The organism is Saccharopolyspora sp. NPDC050389 (assembly GCF_040655595.1).
GTDB lineage: Bacteria > Actinomycetota > Actinomycetes > Mycobacteriales > Pseudonocardiaceae > Saccharopolyspora.
In genome coordinates this window covers 122,347-139,979 of record NZ_JBFAKG010000004.1, presented here as the reverse complement: position 1 = coordinate 139,979, position 17,633 = coordinate 122,347, and the positions used below count along the sequence as shown (strand labels likewise).

Genomic DNA, 17,633 nt, shown 5'->3' with positions numbered 1-17,633 from the left:
CGCAACAGTGCAATGTGGACAGAGATGGTGCCGGGACGGCCGCCCGCTCCGGCACCGGTGGATCACTCGCTCCGGCCCAGTTCCGCGAGGTATTCCGCCCGCTGTTCGGTCAGGCGCTCGACCAGGGCGGGCGCCTCGGCCCGCTCGATGGCCGAGGTGTAGCAGGCGAGCGCCTCGTCCGCGCGACCCTGGCCGCGCAGGATCTGCGCGGCGAGGAACTCGCTGTTCGCGCCCGAGTTCGGGTCGCCGTTCGCGGCGTACCCGTCCGCTGCCGCCAGGGCGCACTGGATCGCCTCGTCGTGGCGCTCTGCGCCCGCCAGCTCGCGCGCCTTGGAGTCGGTAGCGTCGGCCGCGAGCCACGCCTCACCCGCGGCGTGCGCCTCGGCGATCACCGCGTCGAAGTCCGCGATGGCCGACTCGTCGCCCAGGTTGGCCTTGGCCAGCCCGCGCTCGTTGAGCATCCGCAGCGCCGACTGGCCGTCCTCGGCGGCGCGCGCCCGCTCCAGCACGGCGTCGATCACCTCGATGGCCTCGTCGTCCCGGAACTGCACCAGCATCCGCGCCAGCTGCGTCGCCAGGCCCACCTGCAGCGGCAGGTGCTCGGCCTCGACGGCGTGCTCGAGTCCCCGCTGGAACGCGCCGTAGGCGACGCCCGGTTGTTCGCCGCGCAGGGCCGCGACGCCCAGGCCCAGCATGGTCTCGCCGAGCGCGACCGGCGGCGCCCCGGACTCGGACTCGCCGCGGTAGACCTCGTCGATCACCTCGATCGCCTCGTCGGCCTGGTCCGACCAGGTCAGGTACTGGCCGAGCCGGAACTTCTCGGCGAAGACGCCGGTGATCCCGGCGGACTCGGCCTGCCGCAGCGCGAACCGCATGCGGGCCGCGGCCTCGGCGTCGCGGCCCAGGTCCGAAAGCAGTTGCGCGCTCAGGCCGGCGGCGTTGAGCACCAGCCGGGCGCCGCCGATGGCCACCTGCAGGGACAGCGCCTCCTCGGCCGCCTGCAGGGCCTCGTCGAGCCGGCCCTGGGTGGCCAGCGCCTGTGCCTTCATCCGCAGCCCGACCTGGCGGGTCGGCCTGCCGATCCCGGCGTCCCGGAGCAGGTCGTCGATGGAACCCGCGGCCTCCTCGAACCGCTGCGACATCATCAGCAGGAACGTGCGGTGCAGCACGGCGTGGTTGCGCAGCTGCCGCTCTGCGATGGTCGGCTCCGCCACCGGCACGAGCAGGGCCGCCGCTTCCTGCGCGTCGCGCAGTGCTTCGTCGACCCGCTCCTCGGTGCCGAGCACGTCCGCCCGGGTCGCGAGCAGGTCGGCCAGCACGTCCCGGCCGGCGCGGGCGCGGGCGTCCTCGATCGCGGCGTCGAACGCGGGCAGGTCGGCCGCGGTCGCGGTGCCGTACAGGGCGAGGCCGATCTGGTCCTCGACGTCGGCGTAGTCGTCCCGGCCGAGCTCGCGCAGCGCCTTCCCGCGGTCGGCGAGCGCGTTGGCGGCCTGCTCGTGCTGATCCCTCGCGATCAGGGCCTGCACCGCGACGCGGTAGGCGTCGGCGGCGACCGCCCGCCCACCTGCGGCGAGAGCGCGCTCGACGGCGTCCATGACCTCGTCGTGGTCTCCCGTCGCGGCGCGCTCACCGGCCTGCCGCAGCCAGTCCTCGGCCGTGGTCGGCTCGGTCGTGGTGACCTCGGCCGCCACGACCGGCGTGTAGGTGCTCGACTCCAGCGGCACGTCGTAGCGCTCGTCGGCGAGCGCCCGGGACCGGGCCACCTGCCGGGTGTGGAAGTCGTTGCCGTTGCGGGCGTCGAACGCCGCCGCCAGCCGGTCGGCCGCCGCCCAGAACGTCGCGGCCAGGTCCGCCGCCGTCCAGGGGCCGGCGTGGTCGCCCAGCAGCGGCGCCAGCACCGGGTCGTCGGAGTGCCGCACCGGCGTCGAACCCTGGCCGGCCCGGGTGACCGCGTCCAGCAGCACGGCCGCGGCGCACGACCCGGCGAACTTCTGCCGGTCGTTCATCGGGTCCACCATCTGGTCGCGGATGTGCCGCTCCAGCAGAGCCAATCCGCGTGCCTCGTTGCCCGTGACCGCGCAGAAGACCCAGTGCCGGGCGATCATCGCGATGTTGTCCGGGTTGCCGCGCGTGGCCCGGTAGCCGCGCATGTGCGCGGCGGCGGCGTCCTCGCCGCGTCCCAGCCTCAGCAGCGGCAGCAGCGAATCGGCCTCGTTGCCCTCCGGCTCCTCGCCGCAGCTGAGCTGCTGCTCCTGGATCTCGTCGAACAGCGCCACGGCAGCCGCGTTGTCGCCGATGGTCTGCTGGTAGTCCGCGAACTCGCTGCGCGCGCAAGCTTCGCAGTGCGAGTATTCGTCCCTGGGCAGGGCCTCCAGCTCCAGGCGGAACCGCTCGGCGTCCTCCAGCCGCCCCGTCTCCACGGACGAGGAGAACAGCGACTGCACCACGCCGGTGCGGCCGACGCCGGCTTCGGTGTAGCGGCGGTCCATGTCGGCGAGCACGGCCTCCAGCTGAGCCGAGGAGAACTGCAGGCTGCCCGTCACCGTGGAGGCCATCCACTTGAAGTACCAGAGCAGGTCCCAGGAATCGGCGGCGCCGGTGAGCTCCGAGGGGAAGCGGACCGGGTCCGAGTCGAACTTGCCCAGGCACCAGGCGAAAGCGGCGAGCATGCCGTCGGTGTCGCCGGTCATCTTCGCCGAGGTCACCAGGCGCATCCGCGCCGCGTAGCCGAGTTCCTCGTGCCCGGCCTCCTCGGACACAGCGATGGCCTGGTCGAGCAGTGCGCGCTCCTGCGGGCCGTACGGGGTCTGGTCGGCCTCTTCGAGCAGATCGGTGATGGTCTTGGTGGCGTCGCTCATGCCAGGTCGCTTTCGAATCCGATGGAAAGGTGGACGAGATCGGTCATCGTCGTCGTGAGCAGACGGCGATCACGAGCGGACAGCGGGCGGTGGCCGGCGAGCATCGCCTGCAGGTAGACCAGCCGCACCGAGCGGGAGAACACCGCCTCGTCGCGGACGTTCGCGAGCTGCCGCACCAGCGGGTTGGACCAGTTCAGGCACAGCCGGGCCTTCGCGTCCGCGCCCCGCACCGCCGCGTGCTTGGCCATGAACGCGTCCGCGTCGGAGACCAGACCGGCCCACAGCGTGGGGGCGACGTCGGTGGCCTTGGAACGCTCGATGTGCCGCAGCACCTCCGGATCCGCCACGTACAGCGCGGGCAGGTCCGTGGGCGTGAACATGCGCACCGCCGCCTCCGCGCCGGAGTCCGCGAGCACCGCGGTGGCACGATTCTCCAGCGCGACAACGGATTCCCGGTCCGCCAGCGGCGGCGGGTTGAGGTTGTCCAGCTCGGCGGTGACGTTGACCCGCTCCAGCGTCAGGCCCGGGGTGAGGTCCACCAGCTGCCGCAGCAGGTCGGAGTCGAAGGCGTACCCGGCGTTCACGATGGGCGCGTCCGCCGGGATCACGGCCGCGATCTGGCGGAACTCGTCGACGGTCTCGGTGTAGCGCACCCGGGGCGTCAGGGCGGTGTAGTCGGTGACCTTCATGGTCCCCGCGCTGGTCTCGACCGTGAGCCAGGAGAACAGGATCCGGGCCAGGTCGGTGTCGTGCACGGCCAGCGCCTTCATGCCCTGCTGGTGCACGCTCATCACCTGGCCGAACAGGTGCGGGTCGGTGCGGGCCGCGCCGAGCAGCCACCGGCGCAGCTGGGCGCCCAGCTCGGTGCGGGTGTGCTCCAGATCCTCCCCGCCCACGAACGATTCCCGGGACGCCGTCGGCTTCAGGTCGGTCGTGTCCAGCACGCACCGCACGAAGAAACCCCAGCCGGGCAGCAGGTCGTCCACCCGCTCGCTCAGCAGCATCCGGCCCAGGTACACGCGGTTCGCCTGGTTCCTACCGGGCGGCGGCGCGTACGGGAGCACGAACGCCACGCCCCGGGTGCCGGTGCCCGGCGCCTCGACCGGGAACGCGGCCAGCGGTTTCGCGCCGACGATCTCGGCGCCGAGTTCGAGCACCTGCTCGGGGTGGGCGTGCGGGTCCAGGAACACCGGCGCGCGGGTGATGGTGTCCCGAGTGCCGTCCGGGGCGGCGACCTCCACCGGGTGCGGCAGGTACTGGCCGAACCGGGTGGCCAGGGCGCGCACCTGGGTGGCGGAGAGCATCTCGGCCTCGTCCGGGCGCGGGGTCAGGCGAACCGTGGTGCCGATCGGCAGCGCGTCGGTCTGGTCCTCGGGCAGCTCGCGCACGTGGAAGGTGCCCTCGGCGCGCCCGACCCACTCGATGGCGCGGCCGCCGCGCGCGGACCGGCTGAGAACCGTGATGTGGTCGGACACCATGAAGCAGGAGAGCAGGCCGATGCCGAACTGGCCCAGGTAGTCCTCCCGGCGCAGGTTCAGCACCTCGTCGCGCTTCGAGGAGCGGCCCACGGTGGCGAGCAGGTCGGTGGCCTCGGCCGCGGTCAGCCCGACTCCGTTGTCGGTGAAGGTGAAGTCCGGCCGGCCCGCGGCGGCGGGCGTGATCCGCATCAGCCCTTCGGGGGCCGCCGGGTCCAGCCGTCGGCGGGTCTCGATCGCGTCGCGACCGTTCTGCAGCAGCTCCCGCAGGAACACCTGGGGACTGGAGTAGATGTGCCGGCTGAGCAGGTCCACCACGCCGCGCAGGTCCACCTGGAACGGGCGCGCGGGTGTGTTCTCCGCCGGGTTCCCGGGCTCGGGTGCGGTGGTGGACATGGCGGAACTTCCTTTCGCGGTGCGCCTGGTGGCGCGGGTTCGGGCGCGTGGTGGCGGGTCGGGATCGTGCGGGCGGATGCGATCAGGGCGCGGCGATGCGGAACCGCCCGGCGGCCCTGACCGCGGCCGATTCTCCTTTGGAGGGAGGAAAGCCGATGCGTTGGCCGCTTCGCATCCCCGGCGGCCTCACGTGATTTAGATATACCACCTGCCACCGACAATTCCGACGCTCGGTCGAGCCCGCGTGTCGTGATCTGGGCCATTCGGCCGCCCGGAATCCTTGCGGTGTAGGCACAAATACCCACAGCAGTACTCGTGGCCTGTGAAGAACGCTGAAGGCGCCCGCAACGAAGAATTGCGGCCGAATCGAATCAGATCGAGTAGGTCAAGGCACGCGGAAGCCGCTCGCCGCAGCGGACTTCGCGGAGTTCTCTTCGGACTGCTGCGGCGGCGAGTCGCGGTTCGTCAGGATCGTACTGCTGGGACGACGAAATCGGGCATGACGAGTTCATTTTCTGTAAAGGGAATGGCCATAGAATCCACAGCGGACTCGCGAGATCCCCGGAAACCGGGCGTGCGGCTCAGCCAGCGGGCTGGAGGATCAGGCAGGTCGTAGTGGCGTGTGCGATCAGTTTCCCTTGGTCGTCAAGCACTTTTCCTTCGGCCGTCGCCGTGCTGCGGCCGGCGTGGATGACGTTGCCTTCGGCGGTGAGGGTGCGGCCGTCGGTTTGCGCGGCGCGGATGTAGTTCACCTTGAGTTCGAGGGTGGTGTAGCCGACGCCGGTCGGGAGGGTGGTGTGCACCGCGCAGGCCATCGCCGAATCGAGCAGCGTCGCCGCGATGCCGCCGTGCACGATGCCCAGCGGGTTGGCGAAGTCCGGGCGGGTTTCCAGCGAGATGACGATCCGGCCGTGCTCCACCTCGTCGAAACGCATGCCGAGCAGCCGGCCGATGGAGGGGATGTCGTCGGTGCGCTCGGACTGCACCCAACGCATCAGTTCGAGGCCGGACATGGCGGCGAGTTCTGCGGTGGACACGGGAAGCTCCTTGCTGTTGCTGATGATCAGGTCGTCTCTCGGTTCCGGCGGCGATCCGCGGGCTCCTGCAGGGTGCGAACCAGCAGTTCGTGGATCTCTCCTGCGGCGGCCTCCATCGGCGCGGCGCTCTTCTCGGCCTTGCACATGACCATCGCGCCTTCGGCCGCGGCGATGACGAACGCGGCCAGCCGCTTTCCGCGTTCTTCGGGCAGGCCGTGCCGGCGGAACAAGTCGACCAGCGCCTCCTGCCAGCGCGCGAAAACCGCGGCCGCCGAGCGCGCGAGCTGCGGGGCGTCGTCGTTGGTCTCCACGGCCACCGCCACGATCGGGCAGCCGGCCCGGAAGTCGCTGGCCACGATCCGGTCGCGCCACAGCGCGAAGAAGGCGTCGATCACCACCACGGGATCGTCGGCCTGCGCGGCGGTCTCGATCAGGCCGGTGATGGATTCACCGGCGAGCGTCACCGCCTCGTCGATCAGCTGCGTCCGCCCGCCGGGGAAGTGGTGGTAGACCGAGCCGCGAGGGGCGCCGCTGTGCGCGAGAACCCGGTCGATGGTCGTGGCGGTCGCCCCGTGCTCCCGCAACAGCGCCTCGGTGCTGGTGAGCATCCGCTCGCGGCTGTCGCTCTTGCGCGGGCTCACGCGGCCACCGTCCCGGCGGCCGCGGTGGATGAGCGGTCGACCATGCCGCAGCGCCTCCCACGCGTCGATGAAACTTCCGTTCGGTAATTTATGATAGATGACATAGTACATGGAAAGCGGGTGGCGCCAGCCTCTTCCCGCGGCGCCGCGAGGCGTGTTCGAGGCCGGCAGGTATGATCTCGATCTTGTTCTGGGGCAGGTCGACGGCTGGGGACTCTTATGCTGCAGGGCCTGGGGATCAGCGAGCCGGGGGAACGGATCTACCGGCTGCTGCTGACCGAGACCGCTTGCGAGCCCGGTGATGTCGGCTCCCGGCTGGGCCTGGCGCCCGGCGAAGTGGCCGACGCGCTTGCCGGGCTCCAAGCGAGCGGGCTGGTGGAGGAGTACGACAACGGGACCGGCGCGATCCGGCCGGTTCACCCGACCATCGCCTTCGCGCCGCTGCTCGCTCGCGCCCGGGTGGCGCTGCGGGCCGAATCGCAACGCATCGAGCTGGCTTCGGCGACGGTGGAGGAACTGTCGGCGCTGCAGTCCCACGGGGTCGCCGCCGGATCGCCAGAGGTCGAGCTCAACCGAGGGCCCGCTGCGGCGTTCAGCTGCCTGGAGCGCATCGCGGCGACCGCGCGTGACGACGTGCTGGTGCTGGCGGCGTCCGGCCCGGCTCCTGGAGTGCCGGATCCGACCGACTACAGCCCGGTGGTGCAGCTGGCGGTGTCGCTGGCCGAACGCGGCGTCCGGCTGCGGGTGATCATGCTGGACAGCATCAACTACCTCACCCCGCTGGTCGAGGGCGCCCGGCGGATGCAGCAGGCCGGCGTGGAGATCCGGATGAGCCCGACGCTCCCGGTCTGGACGATCGTCGTCGACCAGGATTACGTGGTGACCGCCCTCGACGTCGCCGACCACGACCGGGGAAGCATGCTGGTGCGCACTCCCGGCGCGGTGGCCGCGGCCGGCGACCTGTTCGGCCGTTGCTGGCGTGCGGCCACCCCGCTCGGCGAGACCGAACCCGGTCGCGCCGGCGGGCCGCTGACGGCGGCGCAGCACCAGCTGCTGGTGATGGTGGTCAACGGCAGCAAGGACGAGGCGGTCGCGCGCCGGTTCAGCGTTTCGACCCGCACCGTTCGCCGGATGATCGCGGACCTCTACGAAGTCGCCGGGGTGACCAGCCGCATCCAGCTCGCCTTCCGCGCGGCCAAGCTCGGCTGGCTCGACGGTTCCGAACTCGACCGGCTGTGAGCCTGTCCGACGGCGGACATGGCCGCACGCGGACGGATCCGCCAACCCCGGCGCCGCCGTCCCACCTGCACAACCACCACGGATGTGACGGAGGTGCCGGCGATGTCGTTCAAGATTCGCCCAGACGAACTGCGGAAGGCAGCGGGGCAGGCGAGCTGCGCTGCGGAGCAGGTGCGGGGAGTCGCGTTGCGAACAGGCGCGGAGCAGATCGCGCGTGCATTGCCCGGCGCAGCCGCCTCCTCGGCCGCCGTGGCGCTGGCAGGGGACTGGGATGCCGAGATCGAGCAGTGGGCGCGGGCCACCGGCGACTACGGGCAGAACCTGGACGCCTGCGCCGCCCAATACCTGGATGACGACAGCAGCGTCACCGAGACGTTCGCCGCGATCCGGCTGTCGGCCTTCGGAGGTCTTCGATGAGCATCACGATCGGCACCATCCGGAAATGGGAGCCCGGCGCGCTGGACGAGGCGGTGCGAACCCTGCTCAAGCACCGAAACGCGTTGATCGCGCTCGATGACGAGGTGACCGGCTGCAAGCCCCCGGCGAGCTGGCAGGGCGCGGCCGCAGGCGCGGCGGCTCCCGCCCACGCCAGGATCGCGGCATCGGCGCGGCAGCTGACCGCGGAAGTCGCCGCCGTCCGGATGGCGGCGACCGACGCCGCCGACTCGGTCGAGGCGCTGCGGAAATCCCTGGTGGAAACGGAGAACCTGGCGAAGACCAACGGCTTCACCATCGCCGACAGCGGAGCGGTCAACGACACCGCCCCACCGACGGACGTGGCGCCCGGCGAGCTCGACGCGGTCAAGGCCGAGCGGCGAGCCGTGCAGCTCGAACTGGTCGAGCGGGTCCGGGAGCTGGTGCGGCGCGGCGCCGCCATCGACACCCAGCTCGCGAAAGTGCTCCGCACCGCCTGCGGCGACAAGTTGCGTGCCGCCGGAACCCTGCAGCAGGCCGCGCGAACCGGGGAGAAGGTGGGCGACCTGCCGATCACGCCGCCGCCCAACGGCAAGCCCGGCGCGAACGCCGCGTGGTGGGAATCGCTGTCGGAGGCGGACAAGAAGGCCGTGCTCAAGAACCACCCGGCCTGGATCGGGAACCTCGACGGAGTGCCCGCCGCGTTCCGCGACCAGGCGAACCGGGCCAGGCTCAAAGCACTCCGCGCCTCGGTGCAGAAGGAACTCGACGGCACCCTCACTGATGAGCTCTCCACGCCGTGGGTCTACACCGACGCGGAGAAGAAGATGGCGGCGATCAACGCGATCGACAAGCAGCTCGCGCAGGGCAACCGGCAGCTCCTGCTGCTGGACATGTTGGAGGAGTGGCCGAAGGCGGCCGTGGCCACGGGCAACGTTGACACGGCCGACCACGTCGCGGTGCAGATCCCCGGGATGAACTCGACGGTCGGCGGCGACACCCTGGAGCTGAAGCAGGGCGAGATGACCAGGCTGCACGACGAAGGCAAGTCGGTGGCCGGCGTGACCTGGATCGGATACGACTCGCCGAACATGCCGGAGGCGCTCGGCAACGGCCAGGCCGAAGGCGGCGCCACCGACCTCGCCCGCTTCTTCCAGGGCATCAACGCCTCCCGGGACCCGACCCGCACCTGACCGCGCTCGGCCACTCCTACGGGGCCGTGACCACGGAGGCGGCACTGAAGAACGAGGGGACCGGTGTGGACGACACCGTCCTGTTCGGCGGCCCCGGGCACGTCGTCGACCACGTGTCGGAGCTCAAGGTGCCCGCCGGCTCGGTCTACACCTTCAGCGCGGACGCGACCGTCTCCCTGCAGGGCAAGTCCGACTTCAACAACGACATCGTCGAAGCCATGGGAAGCCTCTTCCGCACCGGGGAGCTCGACGGCGCGACGGAACTGTCCACCGACGCCCAAGGCAAGAACCAGCCGACCAATGGACACTCGGACTATCTCGACGCGGGCACGACGAGCTACGAGAACATCAAGAAGATCGTGACTGGAGAACAGGACGACGTGGTCGAATGAGCTACCTGGCCGAGCGCGGTGACCGTATTCCACCTCCTTCGCCCGGACCTGCTCGTCCAGCGGACGAGCAGGGAACCCGATGCAGTCGGTGGGCGTCGCTGAAGCGAGCACCTCTGCCGGCGAGCAGCGGGCCGGATTCCAGCGGCGTGGCGGTCGAGGGTTCGTCGTGCGGCGTGCCCGGGATTCCGGTCGGTGGTGCGCTGTGAACGCCGATCAGACGTTGAGCAGCGGGCGGACTCCGGTTGGCGCGGTGCTGCGTTCTCGTCATGTTCCGCGCCTGCTGTCGGCGTCGCTGATCGGTCGGCTGCCGACCGGCATGGCGCCGCTGGCGATCCTGCTCACCGTTCGCGACGGCGGCGGCGACTACCGCTTGGCGGGCTTCCTGATCGCGCTCTACGCGGCGAGCGCCGCGGTGTGCGGGCCGGTGATGGGCCGGCTGATCGACCGGACGCGCCAGGCACCCGCGCTGTTGACGAGCGCGTCGGTGTCGGCCGCCGCGCTTCTGGTGCTGGCCTTCGCGAATCCGGTGCGCAGCCCGGTGATCGGCGCGGTCGCGGCCGTCGTCGCCGGCGCGGTGACACCGCAGCTCGAACCGTGCCTGCGGGTGCTGTGGGAGCACGTGGTGCCCGGCGAGCGGAACGTCCGCGCCGCGTTCTCCCTGGATGCGGCGACGCAGGAGCTGATCTTCGTGACCGGCCCGCTGGTCGTGCTCGGCGCGATCGCCGTCGCGGGCCCCACCGCAGGTCTGGTTTTCGCCGCAGTTCTGGGCTTTTCCGGTGCCACGTGGTTCGCGACCGCCCGCCCGGCCCGGGCGTGGCGCGGTGCGCGGGTGGAACGCCACTGGGCGGGCCCGCTGCGCAGTGCGGGCGTGCTCAGGCTCTTCGCCGTGCTGGTCTGCGTGGGAGCCACGATCGGCGTTTTCACCGTCGGCATCACCGGATACGCCGAGACGGAAGGAAGTCCGGCGTTCGCGGGCTGGCTGATCGCGCTGAACGCGGCGGGAGCGCTGGTGTGCGGGATCGGGTACACCGCCGTGCGCGCGGCGCACCGCGAAGACCGCCGGCTGCTCGTGCTGCTGGCGTTGCTTGCCGCGGGTTACCTGCCGCTGGTTCTCACACCCGGCATCGTGCTGATGTTCCCGCTGGCCTTCGTCAGCGGATGCGCGCTGCCCGCCGTGCTGGCGTCGGCGTTCGCGCTCATCGCCCGGATGGCGCCGGACGGGACGCTGACCGAGGCGCACGCCTGGATGATCACCTCGTTCGGGGTCGGCAACGCGATCGGTTCGGCGCTGGCCGGGACCCTGCTCGACGTGGCATCCGTCCCGGCCGCGTTCGTGCTGGCCGCCGCCACCGCGGCGGCATCGGCCCTGCTGGCCGTTCCCCGGCTGCTGCCGAGTTCCGCTCACGGCCGATCGGCCAGGCCGGACTCGTAGCCGGCGATCACCAGCTGGGCCCGGTCCCGCGCGGCCAGCTTGGTCATCAACCGCCCGATGTGGGTCTTGACCGTGCTGCGGCTGAGGTGCAGGTGCAGCTCGATCTCGGTGTTGGACAACCCGCGCGTGATAAGCGCCAGCACCTCCATCTCCCGCTGCGTGACCCCGCTGAGCTCGCGGCGGGGCCGGGTCTGCGGCCCGCGGGTGAACTCGGCGATCAGCCGCCGGGTAACGCTCGGGGCGAGCAGCGCTTCACCGGTGGCGATCACCCGGATCGCGTCGAGCAGTTGGTTGGGCCGGATGTCCTTGAGCAGGAAGCCGCCGGCGCCGGCGTGCAGCGCCCGGTACACGTAGTCATCCAGGTCGAACGTGGTGAGGACGAGCACTTTCGGGGCCCGTGGCAGCGCGGTGATCCGCGCGGTGGCGGCGATGCCGTCGAGCTCGGGCATCCGGACGTCCATCACGACGACGTCGGCCGCCCGCTCCGATGCGAGTTCCACGGCGGCGGAGCCGGTGGCCGCCTCGCCCACCACGGTCATCCCCGGGGTGGCATCGATCAGCAGGCGGAGGGTGCTCCGGAAGAGCGCTTCGTCGTCTGCCAGGAGCACTCGCAGCCGCTCACTCATCGGCCACCTCGAACGGCAGCCGGGCGCGGACCGCGAACCCGCCGCCGGGCTCGGGGCCGATGCCGATCGTCCCGCCGTGCAACGCGACTCGTTCGCGCATCCCCAGCAGGCCCTGGCCGGGCGGTCCCGGCCGTTCGGGAGGCTTCCCGTCGTCGACGACGGACACGGTCAGGACACCGGCGGCGGCGGTGAGGCCGAGCCGGCAGCTGGTCGCCCGGGCGTGGCGGAGCACGTTCGTGAGCGCTTCCTGCGCGATGCGGTACGCCGACGCCCGCACCGCCATCGGCACTTCCGCCAGGCCGGACTCGTCGAACTCGACCGCGACACCGGCAGACCTGACGTTCTCGACCAAGCCGTCGAATCCGGAATCCGGCGATGCGTCGGCAGAGTCGCGCAGCGCGCCGAGGACGGCGCGGACGTCGGCCAGCGCGCTGCGGCTGACCCACTCGATGGTCGCGAGCGCGGCCCGGCCTTCTTCCGGGTGGCTGTCCACCAGGTGGTTGGCGACCGCTGCTTTCATCGCGATCAGGCTGAGGTTGTGCCCGACGACGTCGTGCACGTCCCTGGCGATGCGCAACCTCTCCTCGACCGCCGCCTGCCGGGCGCGAAGCTCGGCGAGCTGGGCGGCTTGACCACGGCGCGCTCGTACCGTCCGCGCGAGAGCCCACGAGCCCGCCAAGACGACCGCGCTGTAGCCGAACACGGGCATCGGCGTTGTCGCGAAGGACTCGGTGTTCTCCGGCACCGCGACGAGCGGCAGGCCCGGAACCAAGACCACTGCCAGGCCGGCGATCGCGATCCCGGCCAGCGCACCTGCCAGGGCCAGCCACGAGTGGAGCGCCGGGCTGGACAGCCCGACCGGGTAGAGCGCGAAGGCGATCGCCAGAACCACGACATCGCTCGCGCTTCCGGTGATGATCGCGCTCATGCCTGCCAGGACCACGACACCGAGCACTGCTCGCGGCCAGCGCCTGCGCAGCACCAGCGGCGCGCACAGCACGAGGGCCAGGGCCCATTCGAAGAGCGCGGCGCCAGGAGCGCGGAACGCCGCCACCAGCACGAGCGCAGCCGCCACCACGGCGTCGAGCGCCACCAGCCGCCGCGTTCCGACGGTTCCGGGAGTGATCACGCGACGACCATATCCGCAGGAGAACGCCCCCACATCGGACCACGGTCCGATACCGGAATTCGGACTCTGGTCCGATGTGGACACGACGATCCGCGCCGACACTCGTCGGCATGATCATCAAAGCGCTCATCGCATCCGGCGCGTTCGCCGTCGCCGCCGCGTTCGCCCCGGCGGCCCCGCCGGTCGGCGCCGCCGACATCGACTCCGTCGTCGAGGAGTACCTCCGAAGCACCGGTTTACCGGGCGCGGCGGTCGCCGTCACCCAGGGCGACGAAGTGGTGCGGGCCGCCGGGTACGGCCGCACTCCGGCGGGCGAGCCGGTCACGGAGCACACGACCATGGCCGTGGCGTCGGTGAGCAAGTCCTTCACCGCGTTGGCCGTGATGCAGCTGGCGGAAGCGGGCCGGGTGGACCTGGACGAGCCCGTGCGCAGCTATCTGCCGGAATTCACCACGTCCGACCCGCGCGCGGCTCGCATCACCGTGCGCCAGCTGCTGGACCAGACCTCGGGACTGTCCGACGCGACCTACCCGCCCTTCAACCGGCCACAGCCGGATTCGCTGCGGTCAGCAGTGGCCGAGATGAGCTCGGCGAAGCTGGCGGCCGAACCCGGAACCCGGTGGGAGTACCACAACCCCAACTTCCAGGTCGCCGCGCGGTTGGTCGAAGTGGTCGCCGGGCAGCCCTTCGACGACTACCTCCAGGAGCACGTGTTCGCGCCGCTCGGCATGACGGACAGTCGCACGATCGACACGGCGAGCGAGCTGCCGCCGAGCGCGCACGGGCATCTGATGGTGCTCGGTTCGGCCGTCGCCGTGCCGGAACCACCTGCCTTCGGCGGCGGTTCCGGCGGAATGCTCAGCTCCGCGCACGACATGTCCGCATGGCTGATCGCGCAGAACAACGGCGGTCGCGGCCCCGGGGGAGCGGCCATCGCCACCGCCACGACCATCGCCGCCACGCACGCTCCGTCGTCGGAGATCTCCGGCGACTACGCTCTCGGCTGGTCGGTGGGCACGACCGGTTCCGGCGCTCCGATCATCGCGCACAGCGGCGACCTGTTCACCGCCACCGCCTACCAGGCGTTGCTGCCGGCTTCCGGGTACGGGATCGCGGTCATGGCCAACACCGGACTCGCCTACGGCGACGCCAAAGCGATCGCGGATCAACTCATCGCCCTGCTGGAGGGCACACCCGCGCCGGTGCCGAACGCCCCGTTCGTCGTGGCCGACGCGGTGCTGCTGGTGCTGACCGCAGGTGCCGCGCTGCTCGCGATCCGCGGCGTGCTGCGTTCGCGCCGGTGGGCGACGAAGCGGTCGAGCGCGGTTCGCGCCGCATTCCGGCTGCTGCCGCTGTCGATTCCGCTGCTGGTGTTCGTGTTCATCGACCGGGTCGTCAGCACGCTCTACCGCGGCCGGGACGTCGCCTGGATCCAGGTGCCGTACCTGTACCCGACGTTCATGCTGCTGCTGGCCACTGCGGCCATCGGAAGCGTCGCGGTGCTCTCGGCGCGGCTCCTGCGGCTCGCACAGGCCGCTCGCGCCGGTCGCAGCGCGTGAATCCGAAGGCCCGCTCGCAGGTTTCGCGGACCGCTGTCTCTTGTGGACCGGTGCCGCTTGCATCGCAGAGCGTATTCCGGAGCCGCATCTTCCGAACGCGCAACATCCGGCGATCACGGACTGTCGTCGGCTCGTGAAAGCATCGCGCCGTGCCTGAACCCGCGAGTTCTAGCCGCCTGTTGACTTTCCGTTTTCGTTCTTCCTAACATTCCTCGATCCCCCGGTTTCGAGGATGTGGTGATGCGGTCGAAGTTGGCCGAAAAGCGCGTTGCCGGGGGATTTTCGGGGAACTTTGTTTCTGTTGCGGTAGATATTTTCTCGCGCGGAAGTTCCTTTTATCTTGTTTCACTTCTCGTGGAGGAAGAATGCGAAAATGCCCGGCGATCGCAGCCGCGGTCGCGGTGTTCGCCTTCGGTTCGGGACCGGTCGCGCACGCGGCGCCGCGCCCGGCCGACCCGGTCGAACTCGACGTGCTGTTCATCGGCGCGCACCCCGACGACGAGGCCGGCACGCTGTCGACGCTCGGCCAGTGGAGCGAGCAGCACGGGGTCAAGGCCGGCGTCATCACGACGACCCGAGGGGAGGGCGGAGGCAACGCCGTCGGCTTCGAGGAAGGGCCGCCGCTGGGCCTGATCCGGGAGGGCGAGGAGCGGCGCGCGGTCGGCAAGGCCGGCGTCGAGCACGTCTACAACCTGGACAAGCTCGACTTCTTCTACACGGTCAGCGCGCCGCTGACCGAGCAGGTCTGGGACCACGAGGACAGCCTCTCCCGGATCGTGCGGGTCGTTCGCGCGACCAAGCCCAAGGTGATCGTCACCATGGACCCGTCGCCGACGCCGGGAAACCACGGCAACCACCAGCAGGCGGCGCGGCTGGCCGTCGAGGCGTACCTGAAAGCCGGTGACCCGTCGGCGTTTCCGGAGCAGATCTCGGACGAGAACCTGAATCCCTGGCGGGTGGGGCGGATCTTCCAGTCGGGCGCGCGGGGCACCGCGGATCCCGGGCCGGAGTGCGAGGCGACCGGCTACCGCCCGGCGGAGCCCACCGACCGGGTGCTCGGGGTGTGGGCGGGGCATCCTTCCTCCACCAACGGCGGAAAGCCGTGGTCCACGGTGGAACGCGAAGCGGAGTGGGAGTACCGCACCCAGGGCTGGGCGAGCAATCCGCCCGCGCCGACGGATCCCGCGAAGATCGGTTGCGACTGGTTCACCGAGATCGACAGCCGCGCGCCGTATGGCCCGGATGCCGCCGGGGTCACCGCCGCGCTGGATGGCGCGGTGCTGCCAGGCTCGGGCGGATTGCCGGCGGGCACGGAGCTCGCGGTCGAGACCGACCGCTTCGACGTCGTTCCGGGCGCACCGTTCGAGGTGATGGTTCGGGCCAAGGCCGTCGGCCGCGCGATCCAGCAGGGCCGGGTTGGGCTGAACGTGCCGGACGGATGGCAGATCACCGGTTCCGGCGAGCTCGGCACGGTGCCGCCGGGCCGCGAAAAGACGGTCCGCTTCACCGTGACACCGCCGGCGGACGCCGCGCCGAACACGCGCTCCAGGCTGGCGGCGAGGCTGGACACCGCCGACCACGCCAGCGGGGTTTCCTCGCGCGTGGTGCGGGTTGTGCCCGCGGTGCGCGGCACCATCGAGCCGCTGGCGCAGGTCGGCCAGTTCCGGGAATGGGCCGGAAACGTCGGCGCGCCGCAGCTGGACAGCCTGAACAAGCCGGTCCTGACGCTGGGCAGCGGGCAGTCCCGCTCGGTGCGGGTCGACCTGGTCAACCGCGGCGAGGCTCCGGAAAGCGGCGCGGTGCGGTTGAACCTGCCCGACGGTTTTCGCGCGGACGCCGCCGAGAAGGAGTATTCGGCCCTCGCGCCCGGCGCCACCGGTTCGGTGACCTTCGAGGTGACCAACACCGACCCGGGCCTGCCCACGTCCAACCGGGCGCCCAACGACGGCGACTACCCGATCGCCATCGAGACCACGTCGACCAGCGGGGCCGGAACCGAAGCGGCGGCCCTGGAACTGGTCCCGGTGACCACGATCCCGAAGGCGCAGTCCGCCCCGGCCATGGACGGCGTGGAAGGCGACGGCGAGTACGCCGGCCCGGAGTTGGACCTCTCCTCGCTGTGGGAAGGAACCCCGGCCCCGGCGGATGACATCTCCGGGACCGCGAAGGTGACCTTCACCGACGACGCGCTGTACGTGATGGTGCACGTGACCGACGACGTCCTCGGCACCGTCATCGAGCCGAACGACTGCAAGCGGCACCGCCGCACGGATTCGGTGGAGATCACCATCGACCCGTCGGGCACGTCGGAGAACACGGCCACCGCGTTCAAGTCCGGAATCTTCCCGACCACCAACGATCCCGAACGCGGCAACCCACCGTGCTTCGAGCGGGACGCGGACAACCACCAGGGCCCGGGGCCGGAAACCGCGCCCGGCATGCAGGTGGCGTCGAAGCTCACCGAGCCGTACAGCGGCTACGCGGTCGAGGCGAAGATCCCGTTCTCGGTGCTGCCGGACGCGGTCGACCCGGCGCGCATGGGCCTGAACGTGCTGATCTACGACTCGGACACCCAGGACAAGACCACGCAGACCAGGGTGGGCTGGTCGACCTGGAAGGGCGTGCGCGGCGATCCGTACCGCTGGGGCCTGGCCGAGCTGCCCGGCTACCAGCCGCCGGCTTCGCAGCCGAAGGAGCCGGTGCTGCCGGACACCGCGGCCAGGAGCGTGGATTCGCCGCTGAGCATCCTGCAGTCCAGTGTGGACGGAGTGCCGCTGTCCGGAGCGCCGGGCCTGGCCGCGGACGCGGTGCAGATCCGCTCGGTGCGGCGGGTGGACGCGACGACCGTGGACGTCGAGCTCACCGCGAAGGTGGCCGGCGCGGTCCGGCTGTTCGGCTGGGACGGCGAGCAGGCCACCGGGCAGGTGAGCCGCGAACTGCCCAAGGGCGAGACCACGGTGCGGCTGCCCGTCGGCGCGGCCGACCGCGTGCTGCTGTCCTACGCCTCGGACGGCGCCACGCTTGCCCGCACCGCGCCGATCGAGGGCTGATGCGGCGGCCCTGCCGGTCCCGACCGGCAGGGCCGTTCGGCTTACCAGGGCCGTGTGGCTTACCAGGGCCGTGTGCACTTTGTGCTGCTATAGCAACAGAAAGTGCACACGGGTTCTGGCCGCCCGCCGTCTTGATCTGGTGGTGGCCCGGGGCCGGTTGCTAGACTTTCATTTCGACAGAAAGAAAGTCGA

The 17,633-nt window shown here is 71.1% G+C and carries 11 protein-coding genes and 1 pseudogene; 6 read left to right on the top strand and 6 right to left on the bottom strand.

The annotated features are described in order from the left end of the window. Positions 1-62 precede the first annotated feature (62 nt). From AB0I53_RS04000 to AB0I53_RS03985, 4 genes are all read right to left on the bottom strand, one after another. Entirely contained in the window at positions 63-2,858 is a 2,796-nt protein-coding gene (locus tag AB0I53_RS04000) for a hypothetical protein (protein WP_358596026.1), read from the bottom strand. Continuing rightward, entirely contained in the window at positions 2,855-4,729 is a 1,875-nt protein-coding gene (locus AB0I53_RS03995) for an HSP90 family protein (protein WP_358596023.1), read from the bottom strand. Before AB0I53_RS03995 ends, AB0I53_RS04000 begins: the two co-directional genes overlap by 4 nt. A gap of 581 nt (positions 4,730-5,310) precedes the next feature. After that, entirely contained in the window at positions 5,311-5,766 is a 456-nt protein-coding gene (locus AB0I53_RS03990; RefSeq protein ID WP_358596020.1) for a PaaI family thioesterase, read from the bottom strand. Between the two features lie 26 nt (positions 5,767-5,792). Next, positions 5,793-6,407, bottom strand: a complete 615-nt coding sequence (locus AB0I53_RS03985) for a TetR/AcrR family transcriptional regulator (protein ID WP_358596017.1) — start codon at positions 6,405-6,407, stop codon at positions 5,793-5,795. Between the two features lie 219 nt (positions 6,408-6,626). On the opposite strand from AB0I53_RS03985, the gene AB0I53_RS03980 reads away from it, so the two are divergent. The 4 genes and pseudogenes from AB0I53_RS03980 (at position 6,627) to AB0I53_RS03965 (ending at position 11,077) form a co-directional block, all read left to right on the top strand. Beyond that, positions 6,627-7,646 carry a DNA-binding response regulator gene (locus AB0I53_RS03980; protein ID WP_358596014.1) on the top strand — a complete coding sequence of 340 codons (1,020 nt, stop codon included), beginning with the start codon at positions 6,627-6,629 and terminating at the stop codon, positions 7,644-7,646. Positions 7,647-7,748: 102 nt separating this feature from the next. Next, on the top strand, positions 7,749-8,063 hold the full coding sequence (locus tag AB0I53_RS03975; protein WP_358596011.1) for a hypothetical protein: 315 nt from the start codon (positions 7,749-7,751) through the stop codon (positions 8,061-8,063). After that, positions 8,060-9,645, top strand: a pseudogene (locus tag AB0I53_RS03970) (alpha/beta hydrolase). The gene AB0I53_RS03975 and the pseudogene AB0I53_RS03970 overlap by 4 nt, the downstream one beginning before the upstream one ends. A 202-nt stretch (positions 9,646-9,847) precedes the next feature. Then, complete coding sequence (locus tag AB0I53_RS03965) at positions 9,848-11,077, top strand: MFS transporter (protein ID WP_358596008.1); 1,230 nt, start codon at positions 9,848-9,850, stop codon at positions 11,075-11,077. Here AB0I53_RS03965 and AB0I53_RS03960 read toward each other — a convergent pair. Further along, a complete protein-coding gene (locus AB0I53_RS03960; protein ID WP_358596005.1) occupies positions 11,047-11,703 on the bottom strand; it encodes a response regulator transcription factor in 657 nt (218 codons plus the stop codon). The two genes, AB0I53_RS03965 and AB0I53_RS03960, sit on opposite strands and share 31 nt — an antisense overlap. Continuing rightward, the gene (locus AB0I53_RS03955) at positions 11,696-12,832 is read right to left on the bottom strand and encodes a sensor histidine kinase (protein ID WP_358596003.1); all 1,137 of its coding nucleotides are present in this window, start codon (positions 12,830-12,832) and stop codon (positions 11,696-11,698) included. The genes AB0I53_RS03960 and AB0I53_RS03955 overlap by 8 nt, the downstream gene beginning before the upstream one ends. A 110-nt stretch (positions 12,833-12,942) precedes the next feature. Here AB0I53_RS03955 and AB0I53_RS03950 point away from each other — a divergent pair, with 110 nt between their 5' ends. Then, positions 12,943-14,391, top strand: a complete 1,449-nt coding sequence (locus tag AB0I53_RS03950; RefSeq protein ID WP_358596000.1) for a serine hydrolase domain-containing protein — start codon at positions 12,943-12,945, stop codon at positions 14,389-14,391. A 365-nt stretch (positions 14,392-14,756) separates the two neighbouring features. After that, positions 14,757-17,441, top strand: coding sequence for a sugar-binding protein (locus AB0I53_RS03945; protein WP_358595997.1), 2,685 nt, complete (start codon positions 14,757-14,759; stop codon positions 17,439-17,441). Positions 17,442-17,633 lie beyond the last annotated feature (192 nt).